Genomic DNA, 24,351 nt, shown 5'->3' with positions numbered 1-24,351 from the left:
GGTTTTTCGCTCCACTTACTTTTAATTTTGATAATATTCGATCATCCGCAGCAGCAGCACTGCTGCCTCCGCTCGTGTAGCTTGACCTGACGGCACGAACTTGCCGTCTCCTCTTCCTTGCAATATACCTGCTTGCTGCAATGCGGCTACATAGCCGGCAGACCACGCCGGAATATCCGAGGCGTCGGAGAACAAAGCCTTCACCTTCTCCGGTTCCAGCGGCTTAATCCCCGCCGCTTTGGCCAGCATGGTCACAAGCTCTGCCCGGGTAACCTGGTCGTTTGGCCGGAACGAGCCATCCGCATAACCATTCACGATTCCGAACTCTTTTGCTCTGGCTATAGCTTCGGCTGCCCAAGCCGGAATACCGTTTTTATCCGAAAAGTCTAATTCAGGTGCTGCAGACCCTGATTGATCAATCACCGCATTCATAAGCATGGTGACGAATTCCGCCCGCGTGACTTGTCCTTCTGGCCGGAACGTACCGTCGTTAAACCCATGAACGATTCCGCAGCCGTATGCATCCTTTACCGTCGTTTCCGCCCAATGTCCGGTCATATCGCCGAATCCGGAGGTGCCGTCAGATGCCGGCTTACATGCGGCAAGCTCAAGCTTGCCGGGCTCTTCCGGCTCCACCTGAGGCGGATTAACCGGATTGTATCTTGTAATTTTCACGGTATACGCCTGTACCGTTGTCCCATCCTGAGCGGTAACGCGAACCGTAATGGTTTGAGTGCCAACTGCCAAATCAATGAATTCGCCCATCGGCTCTCCTTTTTCATCCAAAACGTCGACTTTAGCATTCGCATCGCTTGGGACAGCCGTCACTTTCGTTTTGGATACCGAATACGTAACTCCCGCCGTATAATTCAACGTTGTGTCCTTGAACGGCTCGTTCATTTGGATATCGCTAAGCTTAAGCGTGCTTAAATTCGCATTGCTGGATACAATCTCAAAGCGATATTCGGGAGTTAAGCCGCTTTCATTGCCGGCAGCATCCTTTGCTTTAGCTTGAACGATATGCGCTCCAATTGCGAGAGCCTGGCTTGGTACAAAGCTCCACCTGCCGTCATCGCCGGCTTCCGATTTACCAACGGTCTCGCCATCCAGCTGAATCGTAATCTCAGCGTGCTTTTCCGCTGTTCCGGCAATCTCGGGTTTTGTCTGGTTTGTCTTTGAACCTTCAACCGGCTTATTGAAAAGCGGAACCGATGGGACAGTCGTATCAATGACAAAATTCAGCTGTACGGCCTCTTCCTTCGCATTGCCTGAGGCATCGGCCACTTTGACCTTCACCTGGTGGCTGCCGTCACTTAAACCATCCGAAGAAACAAAGGACCATTCACCTTCTTCATTAACTTGAAAAGGCTCCATTGCAGCTCCGTCCAGCGTTAATAGAATCCATGCGCCTGCCTCCGCATCCCCCCGAATCAGAGGTTTGTCCGTATTGAGCAGCGCCCCTTCGATTGGAGCCGATACGTCAGCCCATTCGGGAGCGATTGTATCTATCGTAAATGTTACTTCATCCAATTGAGGCCCCTTATTGCCTGCTTCATCCGAAGCCATGGCGGAAATCGAATGCTCGCCGTCGGGCAATTCCTCCGCAAGAGTCATCGACCATGCGCCAGATTCGTTGGCTTTTCCTTCAGCAGCTTTATGGCTATCTATATAAACAGTAATAGCCGCTTCCGCTTCCGCCGTACCCGAAATGGTCGTTTTGTTCACCTTCGTAACGGCTCCATCTTTCGGCTCAACAATAACCGGCGCTTCCGGTGCCTTGGTGTCTACCGTCCAAGAAACGGAAATTGAGTCCTCGCTGACATTGCCTGCGGAATCCTCGGCAACGGCTTTCGCGATATGAACCCCATCCTTGAGCGCCTCGGTTATCGGGTAATTCCAATTGCCGTTTTCGTTGGTTTTAATCATTGTTACGGCCGTATCGTCCATATAAATCGTAACCTTTGAGCCCGCCTCTGCTTGTCCTTTAAGCACTGGCTTGCTGCTGCCCGTAATAGCACCGTTTGCCGGGGCTTCAATAATCGGGGCTGCAGGCGCGGTAGAATCAATCATAAACACCAGTTCAACGGAATCTGCGGAGGCATTGCCCACGGAATCCCGGATCGTAATCCGCACATGATGAGTACCATCCGCTAACGAGAACACCGGCTGGGCCTTCCATTTCCCTTCACCGTCGGTAATGACGGCTGGCAGCGCTTGATCATCGATTTTAATTGAAACTTCGGAGTTTGCTTCGGCAGTGCCTGAAATTACCGGTTTGTTATCGCTCGTAACCTCATTGTTCTCCGGCGTCAATACGACAGGCAATACCGGCGGAGTCCGGTCAATGCGAACTGTCGCTGCCGCGACTGGGCTGCTATTACCCGCTTTGTCGATTGACCTCGCACTGATCGTACTCTCTCCTTCCGCCGTAACCGACAGCTCTCCTTCATAGCTCGTCCAATCCTTCGCTCCGGCACCCGTAATGCGGTATTCGGTACGGTCAAGGCCGGATTCACCGCGATCGGAGCCTGCCGTAATGGTTACCTTCACGGCGTTTGCCGATGTCCATTCCTCCGTATCGGGAACAACCGCCGGAGCCTCGGGTAACGATCGATCGATTTGTACCTTTCCTTCCCGAACCTCTCCGACATTCCCTGCTTGGTCAATGGTCCTTGCGCTGATCGTCGTAATGCCCTCGGCATCAATGCCAACCGTTTCGGAATAGACCGTCCAATCCTTTGTCGCTGCTCCGGATAAACGGTACTCCGTTCGGTTTACTCCCGATCCTCCTTGGTCTTCGCCGGGCAAGATCGAGACCATCACCTTATCCGCCGAAACCCAACCGGATTTATCGATGACTATGCCCGGCGAGGATGGGGCTGTTTTATCCAAAAATACGCTTGTGTCAGCAATGTCGCTTATATTTCCTGCCTGATCCACCGTTCTCGCGTGAATCATTGTCCGACCTTCGGCCTTCACGGTAAATTTTCCGTTATAGGGTTTCCAATCCGCATCAACTGCTCCAGTCAAGCTATACTCGGTAATGCTTGTGCCGGATAAAGGATCTGTCCCCGGCGTGATCGTAACGTCAACGCCCGAGTTCGTCCACTTGTCGGCGGAAACCTCTATTTGAGGATGCTCCGGAGCGGTTCGGTCAATCTGAACGGTCGCTTTGGAAGCTGTTCCTTTGTTGCCTGCTTTATCTATCGTTCTTGCAAACACCTCGGTTTGACCTTCCACGGTTACGATAATGGGGCCCGTGTAAGGCTTCCAATCCGAATTGGCAGCACCGGACAGGCTATACTCCACTTCTTTCACACCGGATCCTCCGTTATCGGTTCCCGCTGTTGCGGTTACCGTTACACGATCTCCCGCATTCCAACCGGATACGTCGGGAGACAGCAGCGTTTCACCAGGCGGCGTAAAATCAAGCCCTTGCGATTCCTCTGATTCTTCGCTTATGTTCCCTGCCTTGTCTACCGTCCTTGCCGTAACCGTCGTTTGGCCTTCGACCGTAAGGTGAATCGGTGCTGAATAAGAAGTCCAGCCCAGCGTGGTTGCACCGGACAGCTTATACTCAACGCGGTCGACCGAAGAGGCGCTATCCGCACCGGCAGTTAGCGTTACGGTAACGTTAGCTCCCGACCAGGTTCCGCCTGCGGGGCTTATAACCGGAGCTGCGGGCGGAGTCCGGTCCAGCTTCACGGTTCCTGTCGATACGGGACTAATATTGCCTGCTAAGTCTATCGTTCTTGCGCTTATCGTTGTCTGGCCTTCGGCAGCGATGGATATCTGGCCCGTATACGTCGTCCAGCCAAGTGAAACGGCACCGTTTAAGCTATACTCCGTGCGCCCGATTCCTGAGCCGCTATCCGCTCCTGCCGTTACGGTGACTTTAACGGAAGCGGCATTCGTCCAGCCCGTCACATCCGGCGCAACGATTGGCGCCGCGGGCTTTGTTTTGTCCACCTTGACCGTAACCGGAACCGCCATACTCGTATTGCCGGCATTATCGGTTGTTCTTGCTTCAACCGTTGTCTGGCCTTCGGCGCTTATCGATAGAACACCGGTATACGTTGTCCAGTCTTTGGTTATTGCTCCGGACAGCTTGTATTCCGTTTTGTTCACGCCTGATCCTCCCGCATCGGTTCCGGAGGCAACCGTTACCGACACATCGGACGAGCTCCAATCCGATGCCGAAGCCGTAATGACCGGAGCGGTTGGTTTTGTCTTGTCAATGGATACGACCGCCGTTCGTTCTGTGCTTATATTGCCCGCCTGATCAACGGTTCTGGCGTGAATGGTTGTCTGGCCTTCCGCGCTGATTAACACGGTACCCGGGTAGGTAGCCCAATCCACAATTGTTGCTCCGCTAAGGCTGAATTCGGTTCGTGCAGCTCCCGAACCGCCGTTATCCGTTCCGGCTGTAACGGTAAACGTTATGTTGGAAGCGGACCAAGTGCCATTAGAAGGCGTTATAATCGGAGAAGCAGGCTTGGTTCGGTCAATTTTTACAACCGTTGTCGAGATCGAACTCATGTTATTAGCGTTATCCACCGTTCTGGCGCTTAGCGTGGTCTGTCCTTCCGCACTGATCGTTACCTTTCCGGTATAGGTCGTCCACCCGAGCGTCGTTGCACCGCTAAGACTATACTCGGTCCTGTTGACGCCGGAGCCTGTATCCGCCCCCCCGGCGACAGCAACCTGAACGGACGCGGCATTTGTCCAGTTCGCCGTATCCGGCGTTACGACTGGTGCCGTTGGCTGGGTTTTATCCACCTTTACGGTTACCGTTTTGCTCGTTCCGATATTACCGGCATTATCAATGGTTCTTGCTTCAACGGTGGTCTGACCGCTCGCCCCGATTAAGATCGGACTATTATAGGTCGTCCAATTAAGGTTAGAGGCGCCTGTCAGCCTGTATTCGGTCCGGTTAACGCCGGAACCTCCCGTATCCGTACCGTCCAGGATAGCTACCGTAACATCCGTACTGCTCCACGCTCCCGATGCCGGGGTTATTGCGGGGGCTGCTGGCGGCGCCATATCAATCCTAATGACTGCAGTCCCTTCGCCGCTTATATTGCCGACTTGATCAATAGCCCTCACGTGGACCGTCGTCTGCCCTTGCGCGAGAATCGAGAACCCCGCGCTATAGGTTTTCCAAGCTTGGGTAACGGCTCCGGAGAGGCTGTATTCGATCCGGTCTACACCCGAACCGCCCGGATCCGACGATGACGAGAACCAGGCCGATACCGAAGTTGAACTCCAGCCAGCTTGCGACAGGCTGATCATTGGCGTTGTCGGCGGCGTCCGGTCAATCTTGACAACCGCGGTTGTTACAGCGCTTATATTCCCGCCATTATCTACCGTCCGCGCGGATATCGTTGTTTGTCCCGAATTTGAAATTCTTACCGGATCTGAACCGTTATACGGGGTCCAGCTTACGGAAGTCGCGCCGGATAAACTGTACTCCGTCCGGTTAACTCCCGTTTCCGCATCCGTTCCCGGCACGATGGACACGTCCACATCGGAAGCGCTCCATGCGCTGCCGACTCCCGTTATGGTTGGGGCGGACGGCGGGTTAAAATCGAAGGTCAGCTTATACAGTTTTGTATTCAAATCATAGGTTGAATCATTGTATCCCCCAACGACATAGACGTCCGATCCAACCGCCACTAGACTTGCATTTTCCAATTGATCCGGATTCGGGACATCCGTTTTCCAAGTATTTGTGGAAGGGTCGTACAGCGCAAAAGTTCTATTGCCCATAACTAATACTTTCCCGTTATCGAGAGTCACTTGCGAATGCCTGAAAAAAATATCCCCGCCGTCATAAGGCATCTGAGCAACCTTGGTCCAAGTGTTTGCTGCGGGATCATAGATATAGGAGTTAAAGGAATAGACATAACCGCTTAGACCGCCGGTAAGTAACACGCGTCCATCCTTCAACGTGCTCTGAGCCGCTCCGTAAATACCGATAGGCAGCGGTGCAGCCTCATCCCAACGGTCCGCAGCGGGATTATAGATGTACGCGTTGTTGTACAAGGTAGAGCCCGAGCTTGGGGAATAAATCTCGTTCGCTCCGCCTACGGCCAACACGCGGCCGTCAAGCAGCGTGCTCTGGGAATGTCCCAGCACCGTATGCGGGAAATTCGCCGCATTGGTCCAAGCGTTTGCGGAAGGATTATAAATGCGAACAGCGTCGTTGTAGACGTAGCCCACATTGTTCATGAACGCATTCCCTCCAATGGCAAGCACGCTGCCGCTTGGCAGCATGGATTGCGCGTGATAAGCCACCGGCAAAGAAGGCGCATTGGAAGACCAGGTTTGAGCAACCGTATCGAAGACGTAAGAGTTCTTCGAAAATGAATTGTTTCTTGCGTTTTGTCCCCCGGTTAAGAGGATTTTATTTCCCCCAACCGCGCTAGCCATAGCCCCGGAAAGCGTCTCCGGCGGGATAAAAGACGATGGCAGCTCTTCGACCGACACAGCGGCAAATGCCTTTTTTTCACCTCCCGTCGGCAAAAATACGAAAGCTATTGCGATAAGCAACAGCATGCAGCTTAATTTACGAAACACGATCTTCGTCCTCCTCTAACTGAATGAGCAGGACAAGCTTAGCAAATATCATTTTCAGAGCCAATTAACTTTAGTTAACTGCATCAAATAATTTTTTATTAATCTCTTGCCGACTCTCGGAATTGCCCCGGCGTAAGACCGGTTACCTTCTTGAAAAGGTTATGGAACGTCGGCTCGCTCTGATAACCTACCAATTCTCCTATTTCCTTCACCGGCCGCCCGGTCATGATCAAGTAGCGCTTTGCAGCTTCCATCCGGCACCGAATCAGGAATTGGATGACGGACATCCCTACCTCCCGGTGAAACAAATGAGACAAATAGTACTTGCTGACGAAGGTCACTTTAGCAAGCTGTTCCAGCGTGATAGGCTGTTGATAGTTTTCCTCGATGTAGCTTCTGGCTTTTAGGACAGCCGCTTCCGCAGGCTTGACGAGCTTTCGTTCCGTTGATTCACCCGGTATTTGGCGTGCCAGCCGCACAAGCATTAGTCCGAACAAATGGTTCGCTGCCGCCCTGGATTCCGCTAACCCGGAATGCAGCTCGGCCAGGCATTCCCGCACCAGCCTTGCGAACTCCTCCATTTCCCCCCCTAGTTGTATGACAGGCGTCTGATCCGATTCAAGGAAGTAATCTTGAGGGCATCCCCACACCTGCAGACCTTTAAAAGCAAAATAAGTAGCTCTGAAGGGATACTGCGTTGACCATTCTTCATGCCATATCCCCCGCTGGTACAGCAGAACGGTTCCCGGCCCAACCTCGTACGACCTGCCGTCGACAACAAATGTCCCTCTGCCTTCTTCAACCCATAGCAGCTCGCTGAATGACTCATGCCGGTGAAGAGGATGCTGAAAGGGACTTGCTTCATGGCAATCGAATTCGCTGCCTCCGATCAGTGAAGCCGGACTTAGAACTCGCGAAGACACTCCCATCCTTTTCCCTCCTATTCGCAAGAATGAATAGCCCGTTTCGCAAGATCGCTCATTGAGAACAGGCTTAATTTCCGTTATTTTCTAGTTAATCGCGATTACTTGAAATATAATCGTTTCTCCACTCTATTTGCAATAAGCAATAGCTATTATTAGGAGGTATCCTCATGCTGGAGTTTAAGAAACGAAAGCTCTCGGATGATAAATTCGAGGCATGCGCCGTATTTGACGTAAACAACGATGGTGTGCCCGACATTATTAGCGGGGCTTATTGGTACGAAGGACCGGGATTTAACCGCAGACACCGGATCTGCGAGGTAGCGGAAATCGGTGAATATCACGATGATTTCTCCGACTTCCCCATGGATGTAGACGGTGACGGCTGGCCTGATATCATCACCGGCTCCTGGTTTACCGAAACGTTAAGATGGCGCCGCAATCCCGGTACTACAGGAGAAGATTGGAAAACGACCGACATTGACCGATGCGGCAATATCGAGACGATCCGATTTTACGATATCGACGGCTGCGGCGTGCCCGAAATTTTCCCCAATACCCCAAACGAACCTCAAGCTTTCTATAAGTTGTTGCGCGACGCCGATGGCAAAGGAACCGGCCAATTCCGGAAAATAATAATCGGAGATGCTCCAAGCGGGCATGGCATGGGTTTTGTCGATATTAACGGGGACGGCCGCGTTGATCTTGTCCTAAGCGGAGGCTGGCTGGAGCAGCCGGAAGATCCGTATCGGACGCCTTGGACATTCCATGCCGAATGGTCCCTTGGCTCAGCCAGCGTGCCGGTCATCGGCCATGATGTGAACGGCGACGGTCTCGTCGACCTGATTGTTGGTCAAGCGCATGATTACGGACTCCACTGGTATGAGCAGCGCCGGACGGAAGACGGCTCCCGCAGCTGGATCCGCCATACGATTGACGGCACCGCTTCCCAGTTCCATGATCTTTGGCTGGTTGACCTTGATCTCGACGGCAAGCTTGAGCTCGTTACAGGCAAACGTTACCGTGCGCATAACGACGGCGATCCGGGAGCGCATGATCCGATTGGCATCTATTACTACACCATCAATAACGGACGATTCGACAAGCATGTTATCGATTATGGACCTGCAGGTGAAGCATCCGGCACGGGCATCTATTTCTGGATTCAAGACCTGACGGGCAACGGTTATCCGGACATTGTCGCGCCAGGCAAGGACGGGCTTTATTTATTCGAAAATATCGGACCGGCAAAGGAGCGATTACGATGAGTACAAAGCTGCGTATCGGTTTTGTAGGCGTAGGCGGAATGGGGCAAATGGCGCATCTGTCTAATTACGCCGTGCTGAAGGAGGAATGCGAGGTGGTTGCCTTGGCGGAGCCGCGGCAGCAGATGGCCCGGCTCGTAGCCGACCGTTATGGCGTATCGGAGGTTTACGGCAGCCATCTTGAGCTGCTGGAACATGCATCGGTTGACGCCATTGTTGCGCCTCAGCCCTTCCGTAACCATGCGAATGTTATTCCGGATATTTTGCGGTCTGGCATTCCGGTTTTGACGGAAAAGCCTCTGTCTCTTACGGTGCGGGAAGGCTGCAAAATGGTACGGATAGGCGAAGAAAGCGGCACCCTTCATATGATTGGTTACCACAAACGTTCGGATCCGGCGGTAGAATACGCCAAGCGCGTTATTGAAGAATGGAAAGCATCCGGCAGCTTTGGCGAACTGCAATATATCCGGATTACGATGCCGCCGGGAGATTGGGTTGGCGGAGCAGACCAGCCGATTGGCAGCGATGAGCCTTATCCCACGCTCCTGCTGGAACAAGGTCCCGATGGATATACGGACAAAATGACGCAAATGCTGGACAACTTCGTCAATTATTACATCCATCAGGTGAATATGTTCCGCCATCTGCTTGGAGAGAATTACAAGCTTACCTTCGGCGACCGCCGCGGTATTATGCTAAGCGGCGAGAGCGACAGCGGCGTTACGATTACCTTGGAGATGGCTCCTTACCACACCTCCCACGAGTGGGAAGAACAGATTCTGGTAGGTTTCCGACAAGGCTATGTCCGCATTGATCTGCCTGCCCCGCTGGCACGCCAACGCGCGGGAAGAGTAACGATCAAGAAAGACAACGCCACCGTCGACGAAGCTCTTACTTACGAGCCCATTCTGCCGAACGTCTCCGCGATGCGCAATCAGGCACGTTATTTCCTTGCCGCCGTCCGCGGCGATCGGCCGGCGCCTTGCACGGCTAAGGAAGCGCTGCAGGATTTAATATTTGCCCAATCGTATGTGGATTATATGAACCGGACGTATCCGGAGAACCTGCCGGGATACTAAAAAAACGCTGCTGCGCCAATTGCGCAGCAGCGTTTCCTTATAAGGTGCTCATCACAATATTGCGGAGCTTCCGTGTCAGCGGCGTCGTGCCCGCATCCTTCTTCTGGATCATAAGCAGAATAGTCAAACCTTCTTGAGGGAAGTTGCCGAAGTATGCGCCTAACCAGCCATCCCAGCCGTATTCTCCCGGACTTGCCAGAATTCCCGCAGTCTTTGTGTCCGTCACGACGCGCATCAAGTTTCCGTAGCTGTGACCGGTCAACGTATGCCAGGCGTCAAAGGCAGGCTGCTGGCGGGCATTTAACGTTCCCGACGTTAAATATTGAACCGTTCTTGGACGTAAAATTCGTACGCCGTCCAGGCTTCCTTGGTTCAGTAGCATGGTCGTAAATTTCGCCGCGTCGTCAATCGTGGAGACAAGTCCCGCGCCTCCGGACTCGAAAGCCGGTTCACGGTCCATTTGATGAATAATGCCCAGATGATTGCCCGTAAAGAGACTCATTCCGTTTTGCTCGCTTGAGTACGTTTTGACGAGACGCCCTCTCTTCTCTTCCGGCAGCCAGAAGCCCGTATCCTTCATGCCAAGCGGGCCAAAAATCTCCTTCCGCAAAAACTCGCCGAAGCGCATGCCGCTTACCACTTCGACGATTGCGCCGAGCACATCTGCCGATGTGCCATAAGTCCAGGAGGTTCCCGGCTGGAAGGCAAGCGGGCCTTCGCCCAGCTTGTTCATGGCTTCCACGGTGCCCATCGGAGATTCTCCTAACAGGCGTTCGTCAATCTCTCTGAACAAAGCCTCCGTAGCTTGTCCTGCCGCATGAGCTCCGCCGTATACCAGGCCGCAAGTCATATCAAGCAGGTCATGAATATTCATTTCCCGTTCCACGGGCACAAGCTCGCCGTTAACCTCGGCCTGTTGATTTTCGAAGCCCGGCAGGTATTGGCTGACCGGATCAAACAAGTCAATTTCTCCGCGCTCCATCAGAATCATAACGGCCGTTGCCGTAACGGGCTTGGTCATCGAATATAAGCGGAAGATTGTATTACGCTCTACCGGGCGTCCCGCTTCGCGGTCGGCTAGTCCGTCTTCATGATAAAAAATTTCTTCGCCGTCTTTAATCACCATAAAGCTGGCGCCGGCTACCTCGTTGTTATCGATGCTTTTTCTAAGCGCTGATTTAATCTGGCTGACTGCTGTCTGATCTAACATGATCGATAATCTCCTTCGCTTTCAATTGCTTTCAATGACCAAAAGTATATTCGTTATTGAAGGAGAAAACTCCTTTATATTAACCTCACTATGCCTTGATCAATTGGTATCTTCCGCCTGCAACCGTCTCGAATGACAATAAGCCTTGCTCATCCAATGCTGCTGCAATCGCAATACCATCCGATTCCACGCGAAGCGCTGCAGCCGACCGGATCCGGCACATTCCGCCCGAGTTGGAAACGATCTCCGCGGTTGTAACAGCCCCTTGCTCCCATTGGAGCGATACGTCGAAATGGCCTCTCGCCCGCAATCCCCTCACATAACCTTTCGGCCAGGCATCCGGCAAGGATGGCAGCAGCTCCAGGTAGCCTTGATGGGATTGTACAAGCAGCTCGGCGATTCCGGAAGTCGCAGCGAAGTTGCCGTCAATCTGGAATGGCGGATGGGCATCGAACAGATTGCCGTATACGCCGCCATGATGATAATTCGTGTTGCCTTCCTCTACTAGAGTCAATAGATTAGACAGCAGCCCTAATGCCCGGTTACCGTTGCCAAAGCGCGCCCATAATCCAACCTTCCAGCCTAGACTCCAGCCCGTGCCGCCGTCTCCGCGGATTTCGAGAGAACGCTGGGCCGCTGCCATAAGCTCCGGAGTCTCTCCCCATGTCAGTTGGCGACCGGGATAGACGCCGAACAAATGAGAGACATGACGGTGGAATTGATCCTCGTCTTCGAAATCCTTCGACCATTCCTGAAGTCTTCCATTCTCGCCGATTTGCAGCGGATGAAGCCGGCTGCGAGTGTCAACGAGCCGCTCTCTGAATGGTTCATCAACGCCAAGAATCGTTGAAGCCTCAATCAGATTCGTGAACAAGTCCCAGATAAGCGATAAATCCATGGTAGACGCGGCGCTGACCGCAGCCAGGCCATCTGCCGTACGGAACTTATGCTCCGGGGAGGTCGATGGCGACGTAATCAACCGGCCATCCTTGTCTTCATGCAGCCAGTCCAGGCAGAATAAGGCCGCCTCTTTCATGACCGGGTAAGCCTTATCCCGCAGGAACGCCTCGTCTAATCCAAATGCGTAATGCTCCCATAAATGCTGGCAGAGCCATACGCCGCCCATCGGCCAGAACGCCCAGCCCGGATCCCCGTGACCGTAATCGCCAGCCGGCGCAGAATGGCACCAGATATCGCTGTTATGATGCGCGGTCCAGCCCGCAGCGCCGTAATTCGTTGAAGCGGTCTTCCGGCCGTTCTTGGACAAATTCCCGATGAAATCCAGCAGCGGCGTATGGCAATCGGCCAAATTACAGGTTTCCGCAGGCCAGTAGTTCATCTCCGCATTTATGTTAAGCGTATAGTTGCCGCTCCAGGGCGCTCTTGTCTCTTCGTTCCAAATGCCTTGCAGATTCGCGGGCTGGGTTCCTTTACGGGAGCTTCCGATCATCAGATAACGGCCGTAATGATAAAGCAGCTCCACAAGCCCCGGATCGCTTGCCCCGTAATCCCGGATTCGCGCGTCTGTCGGATAATCAGGCGGCGCAATCGACTCGCCAAGACTCAGCTCCACGCGATTAAACAGCTTCCTATGATCTTCAATATGTCTTTGCAAGAGCGATTCATAGGAAAGCTTCTTCGCTTGCTCCAAGTAAGCGTAAGCTTCCGCCGACTCGTCCTTGCCTTCGCTTCCCGGTGAACGGTCGTAGCCGTTAAAGCTGGTTGCCGCGCTGAAAATAAGAGTGACGGCCGTCGCGCCCGTAACGCGTAGCCCGTCATGGCCGTAAGAAGCTTGTCCTTCTTCCAGCCGGGCTGCCAATCGGCCTTCAAACCGCATTGCGTTGGCACTGCCCGGCTCGCCATACCTAACAGGCATTTCCGTGTCGTAGTAACTCGGGTCCACATGCTCCGGCGCGTCTCCGCGCAATATCAGGCTATCCTTGTCAAAATCCGTCTCGTACCGCAGCGGGCTCTCAAGCCGGGCAAGGAAATTCAGCTTCCCCGGCTGACTCGCTTCGAGTCGAAGCACAACAACCTGATCCGGATAAGATACAAACAAACGTCTAGTATAAGTCACGTTGCCGATTTGATACTCAACCGTTGAAGTTGCATCATCAAGATGGAGCGCTCTCCGGTAATTTTTCATCGTGTTCCCGTGCAGGAATTTTATATAGAGATCAGCCATAGGCAGGTAGGATTGCGTATATGGCCCCATCATCTGCTTGCATAACCGGTCGGCTGCCGCATATTGCCCCTCTTCGATCAATTTTCTGACTTCGGGAAGCACTTTGACAGCGTTGTCATTATCACCGTGGCGGGGGCCGCCGGACCAAAGGGTATCTTCGTTTAACTGGATGCGTTCCATTTCCGATCCGCCAAACATCATCGCTCCAAGACGTCCGTTCCCGGTTGGCAGCGCGTCGGTCCATCTGACCGATGGACGGTTGTATTGCAACTTCATAGCAGCCTTGCTCCTTTTTGTAGGGGATATAAGTTGAAATCTATGAATTTATTACTTTATTCCATAAAATCTTGCGCAGTTCCTGCCTAAAACAAGCGATTGTTCCTCTTCCGTAAAAGCTTCCAGGTAATGCCTTACGATATTTATCGTCTGCTCGTAGGTACCGCTTAACGTACAAACCGGCCAGTCCGAGCCAATCATCAGCCTCTCGATTCCGAAACATTGAAACACGGTATCCAGATAGATGGCGAAATCATTCTCCTGCCAATTGCCCCACTTCGCCTCCGTGACCATGCCGGACAGCTTGCAGCAGACATTCGGATAAGCCGCGAGTCTTGCCAGATTCTGAGCCCACGGCTCAAATCCTTTATTGGCAATATCCGGCTTCGCGATATGATCAAGGACAAAAGGCTGATTAGGGAACATTTCCACAAGCTCGGCAGCATAAGGAAGATGTTTGGGAAACAACAGCAAATCGTAGGTTAAACCGTACTTTTCCAGAGAAGCTATGCCATTTCTGAAATCCTCTCTCAATAGAAAGCGGTCATCCGGCTCGTCATGCACCACATGGCGAACCCCTTTAAGCAAAGGGTGATTGCCATATTGCTCCAGCTGCCGCTCAATCTCCGGCGAGCATAAATCTACCCAGCCTACAACGCCTTTTATCTCGGAATAACGATCCGCCAAGTCTAAGAGCCATTCCGTTTCCTGAAGCGACTGCCGGGCCTGAACGGCAATGGAACCGTCAAATCCGTTTTGCAAAAGCAAGGGCTTCAAATGCTCCGGCAGAAAGTCAGCCTGAATCGCCTTGTGCTGCGCGGACATCCAGCCGTAATCCCGCTCGTTGAACATCCAGAAATGCTGATGGGAATCTATTTTCATGCGCTGCCTCCTTTTCCTTAAGGCCATTCTATCATCGCTTTAATCACTTTGTTAGCGGGATCCAGCCAGGATTCGAAATGATCCGCCATTTCGTCAAACGGCACAAGATGAGTCACGTAGCTGTCAACGTCAATGCCTCCGGCACGGATAACCTCCAGTACATGGAGGCAATCTTCCTTCGTTGCATTACGGCTTCCCATAATGGTCAGCTCCCGTTTATGGAATTCGGAATCATCGAAAGAAATATGGCCTTTTACTAAACCCACGTACACAAGCGTCCCGCCATGCGCCGCGTAACGAACCGCTGCCGACATGGAATGGGTGTTTCCCGTGGCATCAAATACGATGGTCGGGTAATCGCCGCCCGTCAAAGCCTCCAACCGGGAGAACGGATCATCCAGCGCATTAACGGCATGATCAACCTTTGCCCACTGCTTGCAAAAGTCCAGCCGTTCGTTATTCACATCCATTGCGATAACATTCGCGCCCGCATGCTTGGCGAGAGCCATGATGCCAAGGCCGATTGGACCCGCTCCGATCACGAGCACCGTATCGCCGGCCGCAAGTCCCGACCTCCGTACGGCATGCGCTCCGATGCTGAACGGTTCCACGATGGCCGCTTGCTCCAGGCTCAAGCCGTCCGCTTTGAGCAGATGCGTAACCGGTACGGAAATTTTCTCGCGCATTCCTCCATCCGCATGGACGCCCAGCACTTGAATCGATGTACAGCAGTTTGTCTTTCCATGCCGGCATGCCACGCATTTCCCGCAATGCAAATAAGGGATAACGGCAACCTGATCGCCGGCTTTGAAGCCTTCCTCGTTATCACCGATTTGTTCGATAATACCCGACAGCTCATGGCCGAGTATACGCGGATAAGTGAAGAACGGCTGATTTCCTTTATAAGCATGAAGATCCGTTCCGCAGATGCCGACCCGTTTCACCGATACGATCGCTTCACCGGCCGTAAACACCGGCTCCTCGAGATCCGCATACCTGAATTGCTCAATTTGCTCGCATACAATCCCCTTCATCATGCAACGTCTCCTCTATCTCTTATTATAAAACGGTATACCGCTCGCCCAAGTCTCGTTCATAATAGGCGCTAGAATTTTCCTAACTTCCCCAAGCAGCTCAAGATTAACCGGCTCATCGACCCACATCGCGTTCTTTGCAATGTTTGAAGGATTAGCCGTGCTGACAAGCGTTGTTGGAATCCGCTCGTTCATGGTGGAAAATTGAACCGCAAGCTTGGCAATATCCTCGCCCTGCGCGGCGCAATGCTCCGCTGCCCGCTTGCATAACTCTTTTACCTCCCGGCTGGCGGGATGCCAATCCGGCGTACCCCGCGTTCCCAGCAAGCCCATCGATAGGGGCGATGCATTTACGAGTCCGATTCTCTTTTCCTCTATTAAAGGGAGAATCGTTTCAAGCGTTGTGTCATTCAAGGAGTAATGGCAATACGAGATGATGGCGTCGATGTCGGCGTTAGGCAGGAACTCTTCAAATAAGCTGAGCGGCAGCCCGCAAATGCCGGTATTTCGGATTTTCCCTTCGGCTTTCAACCGCTGAATAGCGGGGATCGCCTCTTCGTAAATAATAGCCGGCTCTACGAATTCAATGTCATGAAGGAACAGAATGTCCAAATAATCGGTATGCAGGCGCTGCAGGCTCTCTTCCACGCTTGCGACAATGGTTTCTCCTCTGAAATCAAATGCATCCGCCCCGTATCTGCCTGCTTTCGTAGACAAATAGTAACGGTCGCGCGGAATGCTCTTCAATGCTTGACCGAGCACCGTTTCCGCTTTCTTGAGTCCGTAATAAGGCGATACGTCGATCAGATTAATGCCGGCATCTATTGCCACATGAACCGTGCGCATGCTTTCATTGTCATCCGTTTCGCGGAACACGGAGCCAAGCGAAGAAGCGCCAAAGCTAAGTGCCGATACTTGCAGTCCGGTCTTGCCAAGCTTTCTATATTTCAAAGAGTCTCACTCCTGTTATAGAAGAATATAAGTTCATTCTACATCAGCATAATCACACATGAAAACGCTCTAATCCTGTTATTTTATGCTCTAATTTGCTATCATCGAAGTAGTTACTGGCAGAAAGGAAGACGAAGTCATGCAAACCATACACAAACGCTTCGAGGAAACGGATAAATTCCCGTTCAGCCTTGTCTATCGGGATACGAAATCGCCGCAGCGGGAACTACCCGACCATCTGCATGACTGGTACGAGATTGTTTTTGTGTATTCCGGCGCAGGGACCTTTTTCATCAATCACAGCTTTTACGAAATGAATTCCGGCGATGTGTTTCTTATTCCCGGCAATACGGTTCATCGCGCGTTCCCGGAAGAGCTCTCGCCCGTGACCTCCAGCGCAATCTTCTTTGCGCCCCGTTTCATTCAGCCCATGGAATTCGGTGAATCCCATTCGCTGCTTCGCTGCTTCGAGCAAGCACGGAAAAGCAAAAGCTATAAGCTGGAGACATCCCTTGACGAGCGCCAGGCTTTTTCCGGCCTGATTGAAGTAATGAATGAAGAATGGCTTAACCGGCTTCCGAGCTATCGGGCGGCTATTGCCGTCAGGCTTTATGATTTCCTTATCGCGTTGAACCGGATGGCCCTGAAGGAGACCGAGCATACGAGAAGCTCCAGCTCCGAGCCGTCCTGGATCAGAGTGATCCTCGATTATATTGATGCTCATATCGGATCGCAAGAGATGAGTCTCGCCGATCTATCCTCGAAAGCATCCGTAACGTATGCCCATTTCTCCAGAGTGTTCAAACAGCATACCGGCATGAACGTAAGCGAATATATGCTGATCAAAAAAATCATGTTAGCCAAAGAAAAGCTGATGCTGACGGGCGATACCATCGCCTCCGTGTGCCAGGCATGCGGCTTTGAAAGCGAATCCTATTTCTATAAAAAGTTTAAGCTGGTCACCGGGATGACCCCCGTGGAGTACAGGCGCAGCTGCCGGTAAAGTCGATTTTCGCTTATGGCGATTTCCCCTTGTTTTTCGGTTGATTCACCAAGAATAGCAGGCGTCCAGCCTATATGCTAAGGATGAAATCACAGAATCAGAAAGGGTGAACGTTTATGTTGGACAGCATGAAAGTATTAACCGAAGAGCAAGTACGCTATTACAGGGAGAATGGATTTGTTCAAATCGATGACATGTTGTCTGCGGAGGAGGTCGAGGAGCTGCGGGGCTACCTGGAAGAGACGATGGCGGTGCAAAACGGGCGCTCCACGCAAACGGCAGCCTCGGGGGATCTCTATTACAAAGTGTTGAATCAACGGGTTAATACGTGGCGGGATCACGGAGGAATGGCCCGGTTTGTGTTGTCCCGCCGGTTTGCCGACGCTGCCAAGCAGTTATCCGGAGCAAGCGGCGTGCGGCTCTTTCACGATCATGCCTTGCTGAAGATGCCTCAGGATTCGAAGCCAACGCCCTGGCACCAGGACTTGCCTTACTGGCCGATGAACGAGCCAGGCGCTTTGTCCATCTGGATTGCCTTGGATGATATGGACGAGCATAACGGATGCTTGATGATGGTGCCTAAGTCGCAAAAAATCAAAAACTTAAAATCGATCGACCTTGTTAATCCGGAAGATATCTTCTCCAATGATGGCGCCAAGGATGTGGATCGCAATACGGCAGCCGTCGTGCGGATGAAAGCCGGCAGCTGCTCCTTCCACGACGGACTCACCTTTCACTATGCCCATGCCAACGAGACCGATAACCCCCGCCGCGCTCTTGCTATCGTCTATATGCCGGACGGCACGACTTACAGCGGCGCGAACCATGTATGTACCGACGGGCTTGGCTTCCGGAAGGGTGACGTGTTGACCGGCGGACTATTCCCTAGGCTCGCCTGATTCGGAGCGTCCTTTCATCCGCTTTCTGTAATGGCTTGGCGTTTCTCCCGTGAGCTTCTTGAACACATGATTGAAATGGCTCAAGTCCTCGTACCCTATATCCAGCGCAATGCGGGCAATCTTGTCGCTTGAAGCGGCCAATAATTGCTTGGCAAGCTGAATTCGCTGGTCGTTACGAAATTCCACGAAGGACATTCCGGTCATTTGGCGGAACAGCAAGGTAAACTTGCTTTGGCTCATGCCCGCCATCTGGCTGATTTGTTCCAGGGACAAGGGATGGGATTGATGACGTTTAATGAATTCGCATAGGCGGGCGATCATTTCCCCGTCGTTCTGAATGGAAGGCAAGGAATGATTGCGGTTATTGACATACATGCGGCTGAGGATGATAAACAACTCGATGAGCTTTGATTTGATTAGAAAACGATACCCGTTTTCCTTATTTCCGTACTCCTTCATCAGCTGCTCCAATATTCCTCGGATGTCCAGCATTTGCCGGGGAGACAAGGTAAGCTTCGCTTGGAAGGATACATCCGACCGCAGAAACGGCTCCATATAATAAAAGTCGATAAACGAAGTGACTCCCGATAATACGGCAAGCTCCCGTTCGAGAAGAGCCGGAACGAACAGGACATTCACAACCTCCATCCCTTCGCTCTGATCGACCGTATACGCATGATCCATGCCGGGTTCGATGATGAACACATCTCCGGCCGCAATAGGGAATGTTTGTCCTTCGTATTCGTGAAGTCCCGAGCCTTGGCTAATAAAGACGAGTTCTACGAATTCATGGCGGTGCAGCGGAATCATCGTACCCTGCTTGAGCTCATAAGGTTCAATATGAAATAGAAAATGTTCGCTTTCCAGATGCTGATCGCTTTTCAGCACATCGCTCATACGGGTCCCCCGTCCGTTTATAAGGCGCTTTACGGCTTGCAAAGCGCCTTTGCTGGACTATCAGATTTCAACGGAATTGTTTGATCTTCAGGAACAAATCCTTAAACACCGCATCTCTGTCAATATATCGCACGTAACGGATGAGATGCCTTGAAGGGTCTGAGCTCCAACGGAAGTCTTCCGCAATGCGTGGACTAGGAAGCAGCTGCGATGGTGCCCATTTCGGATTATTCAGCCAGGCTATCGTAGAGATATCCCAGATAACTCGGGAGTAGGCATAATGATCATCCGCGCAATCCCGGTAAGTCTCGTACAAATATTGCCCCAGCTCCCCCTCCGGCTGCACGTAATCCCGAATTTCGGATAACGTAGTCCTCAGATTCGAAGCAACTCCCATGCAAGGAATTAGAACAAGCGGCACGCCGCTGTCCATAATGACTCTGGAGGCATGCAAGTCCTGGGACAAATTAAACTCACTTGTATCTCCCCACTCCAATGTATGGCCCCCAAGCCACACCACTACAATCTTTTCGATAATGCCCGGTTCCGTCAAAATGGCGCTTGCCACGTTCGTAATCGCTCCAATAGCTACCACATACAGCGGATCGTCGGCTTCACGCTGCAGCGCCCTCTTAATCAGATCACGGACCGCATCACTTTCAACAGGCAGCTCGGCACCGGGCAAGTATTGCTCCGAGCCCTGAAAGGCCGGAACGTCCTCGCGTTTGAGCAGCTTTCGTATTTTCAAAATCTCGTTATAGCTTTTTCTCATGCCGTCGCCCGGGCTGCTGGATAATTCGTTGAAGAACGGGGCGGCGTATAAAGCCTCGACTTCCATTCTCTCATTCGACAGCAAAGAGTAGGCTACGGCGAATTGATCGTCAATTTCGTTAAACGTATCCGTATCGAGAACGATTCGGATTTTCCCGGTTGGCGGGGCTAATCGTTGGACCACAAATGATTCGGACAGCTTCGGATACGACATTTCCTATTCCTCCATTATCAACAACCCATATTGTGTAAGCCCTTGCAAGATCAACTTTAAGCCGTTTCAACTCCAGCGTCAATGCGATTACGGAACCAATCCGTGCAGCTTCTTGAACGCTTCGGGATTCATCCCGTTCAGCTTGCGGAATACGACGCCGAAATAGCTCGAGCTCTCGAAACCAACCCTGCCCGCAATCTCGTACATTCTCATCGCCGGGTGCTGGAACATAAGCTGCTTGCTCCGTTTTATGCGCTGCTGGTTAATGTATTCCATCGGTCTGATATTCATCGTCTGCTGAAACATTCTGCATAAGTATTGGGGGGTAACGGCCGCCACCTCCGCCAGCTCGGTAAGCGTCATCGGTTTTTGCAGATTGTTCTCTATATAATGAAGGACGGGCTTCACCCGGTCGAACTCCTGATCCGAATAGGACGGGGACAGCAATTGATATTTGAGATCGATTAACAGGCCGTATAACAGCTTCGATCGTTCGAGGTCAGCCTCCTGATCATTGTCCATGGCCAAGTTCAACATCTGTTCCAACGGCTTGATGAGCTCATTGGTCTTCAGTTTTCCTGTTCCCGATTCGCTGATTCCGGCGAACAACAGCAGCTGGTCCGCTTCGCGGCCGTTAAACGATACCCACGATACCTTCCATTTCTGATTCAGCGGCTTATAGGAATGAGGTATGCCCGGATAGAGAAAAAAAACATCGCCGGCTTCCACTTTATAAGCCTTGCCGTTCACAACGACCTCTCCTAAGCCCTCCAATACTTGATGCATCAAGTAATCGGGAAAGCCTTCCGGGCGTTCGGTTTCCATTTGATGCTCCCAGTAGCCAACCGTCGTTGCAAAGATCGGAAGACCGGATGTTTCATCCTGCGAGCAAAAGAAATAATTACCCTCCATCAGGAAGACCTCGTTTCATATTTTAAGAGATGAATGTAAAATCCTTATATTTTATAAGTATACATTCCTTACTATACTATGAATATACTATCATTGAATTTTAGGAGATGAGAATTTTGCGAGCCAAACTTAATTATCAGCCACCTGCAAACGGCTATCCGGAATGGAACAATAACCCTGAAATCTTCCAAATCAACCGTATTCCTGCACACGCTTCCATGATGTCGTACAGCTCTGTGGAAGAAGCTCTGATTGGCGATAAAACGGCTTCGGAACGTTATTTGTCCTTAAACGGAGTTTGGAAATTCGCCTTTGCCGAAACGCCCGATAAGCGCATTCAGAACTTCTTCCAATCGGATTACGACGCCAGCTCTTGGACCGACATGCCCGTTCCATCCCATTGGCAGTTCCACGGCTTCGATTATCCGCAATATACGAATATCCGTTATCCATGGATCGAATCGGAACCGGAATTGCAGCCGCCATTTGCCCCGACCAAATACAATCCGGTTGGATCCTATATCCGAAGCTTTCAGGTTCCGGAATCCTGGAACGGTCAACCGGTATACTTGAGCTTCCAAGGCGTTGAATCCGCCTTCTACGTCTGGGTGAACGGCGAGCTGGTCGGCTATAGCGAAGACACCTTTACCCCGTCCGAATTTGATATTACTCCTTACTTAACGAGCGGCCACAACAAGCTGGCCGTAGAAGTGTACCGCTGGTGCGATGCGAGCTGGCTGGAGGATCAGGACTTCTGGCGCCTCAGCGGTATTTTCCGCGATGTGTACTTGTATTCGAAGCCAAAGGTGAATATCTCGGACTTCTTTGCGCGTACCAACCTGGACGAAGAGTATCGAAATGCCGAATTAGCAGTTAGTGTTACCCTCGAAAATTACTTTAACGAAGCAGCGGACGGCATCCGTGTTGAAGCTCAATTGTACGATGCCAATCAACAGGCTGTATGGACGGAACCAGTGGCAATTACCCACTCGTTTGTAAGTGACGGCGAGCACCAGCTTTCGTTGACCGGTCATGTGGAGAACCCGCTCAAATGGAGCTCCGAAGCTCCTCATTTATATACGCTGGTGTTATCGGTTGAGAATAGTGCCGGTCTAATCGAAACGCATAGCAGCAAGGTGGGCTTCCGAACATTCGAGATCAAGGACGGATTGATGCGGATTAACGGCAAACGGATTATTTTCAAAGGCGCAAACCGCCATGAGTTTTCCTGCGATACCGGCCGGGCATTGTCCAAAGAGGATATGATCCGGGATATCAAGCTTATGAAAACCCATAACATTAATGCGGTCCGGACCTCCCATTACCCGAATCAATCGGTCTGGTACGAGCTATGCGACGAATACGGTTTATACGTCATTGATGAGACGAATCTGGAAACGCACGGTTCCTGGACCTTCGGTCAGCAGGATTTGCCTGCCCATACGGTTCCGGGCAGCCATCCGGAGTGGAGAGCCAACGTGCTGGATCGCTGCAATTCGATGTTCCAGCGGGACAAGAACCATCCTTCGGTGGTCATCTGGTCGCTTGGCAATGAATCCTTTGGCGGCGATAACTTTATCGCTATGCATGACTATTTGAAGGAAGCCGACCCTACAAGGCTTGTGCATTACGAAGGCGTGTTCCATTACCGCCCTTCCGAAGCTGCGTCGGATATGGAATCCACGATGTATGTTCGTCCTAACGAAGTTGAGCAATATGCCCTTCATAATCCGAAAAAACCTTATATCCTGTGCGAATACTCCCATGCGATGGGCAACTCTTGCGGCGGGCTTCATAAATACACGGAGCTGTTCGACAAATACGAGATTTTGCAGGGCGGATTTATATGGGATTGGGTAGATCAGGCGATCCGGACCAAAACAGCTGACGGCGTGGAATATCTGGCCTATGGGGGCGACTTCGGCGAATCACCGCATGACGGCAACTTCAGCGGCAATGGCCTCCTGTTTGCTGACCGTACCGTTACTCCAAAGCTGCATGAAGTGAAAAAATGCTACCAGAACATTGCGATTTCTGATATCAATCTTGCGGCTCAGACGATTCGCGTAACGAATAAAAACTTGTTCACGGACCTTAATGTTTACGACTTGAAATGGGAAATTCAACATGAAGAAAAAACCGTTCAGAAGGATGTACTGAAGATGTCGCTGGCACCGGGCGAGACTACGGAAGTAACGGTACCGTACAGTCATTCGTTCTGCGAACAAGAAGCGGTTCTGACCATTTCCTTCGTTATTCCGGAGGAATCGAAATGGGCGGAAGCCGGCCATGAAATCGCTTGGGAGCAGTTTATCCTATCGCCACGCGTGGTGGAGGTTTACAGCAACGTTACCGATGCCGTTCATGCTCCTCTGCGGTTAAACGAAGAACCCGAGTCGCTGCAAATCAGTAACAACGTATTATCGGTTACCTTTAGCCGTCTGACTGGCGATATCGTATCTTACCGTGCAGGTAACAAAGAAAATTTGCTTGAACCGATTCGTCCTAACTTCTGGCGTGCAGCTACCGATAATGACTTCGGAAACAAAATGCCGGAGCGCTGCTTGGTATGGAAGGATGCCGGAAGCACCAAGCAGCTCATTCAGTTTGCATGGACCGCAGCTCAAGATCGCTGCCATGTCACAACGGTGCATCAACTGGCTACAAATCCCGCGTCTTTGCTTACAATCAGCTATACGGTTCATGCCAACGGCTCGATTGATATCCGCGAGCAGTTGATGCCTGGCGGCGACAAGCTGCCTGAAATACCGGAATTCGGCATGATGCTTGTTCTTGACGGCAGTCTGGATACCATCTCCTGGTATGGCTTAGGGCCGCAGGATAGTTACTGGGATCGCAAAACCGGCGCGAAATTAGGCCAATACAGCGGTTCGGTTAAAGACCAATTTATTCCTTACCTGCGTCCTCAGGAATGCGGCAATAAGACCGATGTCCGTTACGCAGAGCTTACAAACGGCGTCGATGGAAACGGTATTCGCTTTGACAGCGCCGCCGTTATGGAAATCAATGCCCTTCCTTGGACGCCGGATGAGCTTGAAGCAAGCGACCATCCGTATAAACTGCCTGTCCCGTCCAAAACCGTCGTACGCGTAAACGACAAGCAAATGGGCGTTGGCGGCGATGACAGCTGGGGTGCTCCTATTCATCCGGATTATAAGCTATTCGCTAACCGGGCTTACAGCTTATCGTTCACCCTTTCTTTGATCTAAACAAGAAAACAAGGGGCCGTCTCAAAAGGTGATCGCTCAAT

At 51.8% G+C, this 24,351-nt stretch carries 15 protein-coding genes; 5 read left to right on the top strand and 10 right to left on the bottom strand.

Annotated features, from left to right (window positions below; genetic code table 11):
• Positions 1–21: 21 nt before the first annotated feature.
• Together CFI03_RS18105 and CFI03_RS18100 are read right to left on the bottom strand one after the other, a co-directional pair.
• Positions 22–6,579: an OmpL47-type beta-barrel domain-containing protein gene (locus tag CFI03_RS18105; protein ID WP_248758313.1), complete on the bottom strand. Its 6,558-nt coding sequence runs from the start codon at positions 6,577–6,579 to the stop codon at positions 22–24.
• A gap of 98 nt (positions 6,580–6,677) precedes the next feature.
• Positions 6,678–7,508, bottom strand: coding sequence for an AraC family transcriptional regulator (locus tag CFI03_RS18100; RefSeq protein WP_248758312.1), 831 nt, complete (start codon positions 7,506–7,508; stop codon positions 6,678–6,680).
• Between the two features lie 164 nt (positions 7,509–7,672).
• On the opposite strand from CFI03_RS18100, the gene CFI03_RS18095 reads away from it, so the two are divergent.
• On the top strand, positions 7,673–8,770 hold the full coding sequence (locus CFI03_RS18095) for an FG-GAP repeat domain-containing protein (RefSeq protein ID WP_248758311.1): 1,098 nt from the start codon (positions 7,673–7,675) through the stop codon (positions 8,768–8,770).
• Entirely contained in the window at positions 8,767–9,846 is a 1,080-nt protein-coding gene (locus tag CFI03_RS18090; RefSeq protein WP_248758310.1) for a Gfo/Idh/MocA family protein, read from the top strand. Before CFI03_RS18095 ends, CFI03_RS18090 begins: the two co-directional genes overlap by 4 nt.
• Before the next feature lie 37 nt (positions 9,847–9,883).
• Here the strand turns inward: CFI03_RS18090 and CFI03_RS18085 are convergent, their stop codons facing one another.
• The 5 genes from CFI03_RS18085 to CFI03_RS18065 form a co-directional block, all read right to left on the bottom strand.
• Positions 9,884–11,056 (bottom strand): serine hydrolase domain-containing protein, encoded by a 1,173-nt coding sequence (locus CFI03_RS18085; protein WP_248758309.1) that lies wholly within the window; start codon positions 11,054–11,056, stop codon positions 9,884–9,886.
• Between the two features lie 88 nt (positions 11,057–11,144).
• The gene (locus tag CFI03_RS18080) at positions 11,145–13,517 is read right to left on the bottom strand and encodes a glycoside hydrolase family 95 protein (protein ID WP_248758308.1); all 2,373 of its coding nucleotides are present in this window, start codon (positions 13,515–13,517) and stop codon (positions 11,145–11,147) included.
• A 51-nt stretch (positions 13,518–13,568) separates the two neighbouring features.
• Positions 13,569–14,399 (bottom strand): amidohydrolase family protein, encoded by an 831-nt coding sequence (locus tag CFI03_RS18075; RefSeq protein ID WP_248758307.1) that lies wholly within the window; start codon positions 14,397–14,399, stop codon positions 13,569–13,571.
• Between the two features lie 17 nt (positions 14,400–14,416).
• On the bottom strand, positions 14,417–15,433 hold the full coding sequence (locus CFI03_RS18070) for a zinc-binding alcohol dehydrogenase family protein (protein WP_248758477.1): 1,017 nt from the start codon (positions 15,431–15,433) through the stop codon (positions 14,417–14,419).
• Between the two features lie 15 nt (positions 15,434–15,448).
• The gene (locus tag CFI03_RS18065; protein WP_248758306.1) at positions 15,449–16,384 is read right to left on the bottom strand and encodes an aldo/keto reductase; all 936 of its coding nucleotides are present in this window, start codon (positions 16,382–16,384) and stop codon (positions 15,449–15,451) included.
• 139 nt (positions 16,385–16,523) lie between these two features.
• Here CFI03_RS18065 and CFI03_RS18060 point away from each other — a divergent pair, with 139 nt between their 5' ends.
• Together CFI03_RS18060 and CFI03_RS18055 are read left to right on the top strand one after the other, a co-directional pair.
• Positions 16,524–17,387: a helix-turn-helix domain-containing protein gene (locus CFI03_RS18060; protein WP_248758305.1), complete on the top strand. Its 864-nt coding sequence runs from the start codon at positions 16,524–16,526 to the stop codon at positions 17,385–17,387.
• A gap of 116 nt (positions 17,388–17,503) precedes the next feature.
• Positions 17,504–18,286, top strand: a complete 783-nt coding sequence (locus CFI03_RS18055; RefSeq protein WP_248758304.1) for a phytanoyl-CoA dioxygenase family protein — start codon at positions 17,504–17,506, stop codon at positions 18,284–18,286.
• Here CFI03_RS18055 and CFI03_RS18050 read toward each other — a convergent pair.
• The 3 genes from CFI03_RS18050 to CFI03_RS18040 form a co-directional block, all read right to left on the bottom strand.
• Positions 18,266–19,183 (bottom strand): AraC family transcriptional regulator, encoded by a 918-nt coding sequence (locus CFI03_RS18050; RefSeq protein ID WP_248758303.1) that lies wholly within the window; start codon positions 19,181–19,183, stop codon positions 18,266–18,268. The genes CFI03_RS18055 and CFI03_RS18050 overlap by 21 nt on opposite strands.
• A gap of 67 nt (positions 19,184–19,250) precedes the next feature.
• Positions 19,251–20,168: a nucleoside hydrolase gene (locus tag CFI03_RS18045; protein ID WP_248758302.1), complete on the bottom strand. Its 918-nt coding sequence runs from the start codon at positions 20,166–20,168 to the stop codon at positions 19,251–19,253.
• Positions 20,169–20,255: 87 nt separating this feature from the next.
• Positions 20,256–21,080, bottom strand: coding sequence for an AraC family transcriptional regulator (locus CFI03_RS18040; RefSeq protein ID WP_248758301.1), 825 nt, complete (start codon positions 21,078–21,080; stop codon positions 20,256–20,258).
• A 116-nt stretch (positions 21,081–21,196) separates the two neighbouring features.
• Between CFI03_RS18040 and lacZ the strand changes: the two genes are divergently transcribed.
• Positions 21,197–24,310: a beta-galactosidase, LacZ type gene (gene lacZ, locus CFI03_RS18035; RefSeq protein ID WP_248758300.1), complete on the top strand. Its 3,114-nt coding sequence runs from the start codon at positions 21,197–21,199 to the stop codon at positions 24,308–24,310.
• Positions 24,311–24,351 lie beyond the last annotated feature (41 nt).

Source organism: Paenibacillus sp. ATY16 (assembly GCF_003399985.2).
Classification (GTDB): Bacteria; Bacillota; Bacilli; order Paenibacillales; family Paenibacillaceae; genus Pristimantibacillus; species Pristimantibacillus glycanilyticus.
Note: the sequence above shows the minus strand (reverse complement) of the source record. Positions and strands in the feature narration are given on the sequence as shown.

Excerpts from the sequence above, each read along its gene's own strand:
- CFI03_RS18100 (WP_248758312.1), bottom strand. The coding sequence starts at position 7,508 with ATGGGAGTGTCTTCGCGAGTTCTAAGTCCGGCTTCACTGATCGGAGGC.
- CFI03_RS18095 (WP_248758311.1), top strand. The coding sequence starts at position 7,673 with ATGCTGGAGTTTAAGAAACGAAAGCTCTCGGATGATAAATTCGAGGCA.
- CFI03_RS18090 (WP_248758310.1), top strand. The coding sequence starts at position 8,767 with ATGAGTACAAAGCTGCGTATCGGTTTTGTAGGCGTAGGCGGAATGGGG.
- CFI03_RS18085 (WP_248758309.1), bottom strand. The coding sequence starts at position 11,056 with ATGTTAGATCAGACAGCAGTCAGCCAGATTAAATCAGCGCTTAGAAAA.
- CFI03_RS18080 (WP_248758308.1), bottom strand. The coding sequence starts at position 13,517 with ATGAAGTTGCAATACAACCGTCCATCGGTCAGATGGACCGACGCGCTG.
- CFI03_RS18075 (WP_248758307.1), bottom strand. The coding sequence starts at position 14,399 with ATGAAAATAGATTCCCATCAGCATTTCTGGATGTTCAACGAGCGGGAT.
- CFI03_RS18070 (WP_248758477.1), bottom strand. The coding sequence starts at position 15,433 with ATGAAGGGGATTGTATGCGAGCAAATTGAGCAATTCAGGTATGCGGAT.
- CFI03_RS18060 (WP_248758305.1), top strand. The coding sequence starts at position 16,524 with ATGCAAACCATACACAAACGCTTCGAGGAAACGGATAAATTCCCGTTC.
- CFI03_RS18055 (WP_248758304.1), top strand. The coding sequence starts at position 17,504 with ATGTTGGACAGCATGAAAGTATTAACCGAAGAGCAAGTACGCTATTAC.
- CFI03_RS18050 (WP_248758303.1), bottom strand. The coding sequence starts at position 19,183 with ATGAGCGATGTGCTGAAAAGCGATCAGCATCTGGAAAGCGAACATTTT.
- CFI03_RS18045 (WP_248758302.1), bottom strand. The coding sequence starts at position 20,168 with ATGTCGTATCCGAAGCTGTCCGAATCATTTGTGGTCCAACGATTAGCC.
- CFI03_RS18040 (WP_248758301.1), bottom strand. The coding sequence starts at position 21,080 with ATGGAGGGTAATTATTTCTTTTGCTCGCAGGATGAAACATCCGGTCTT.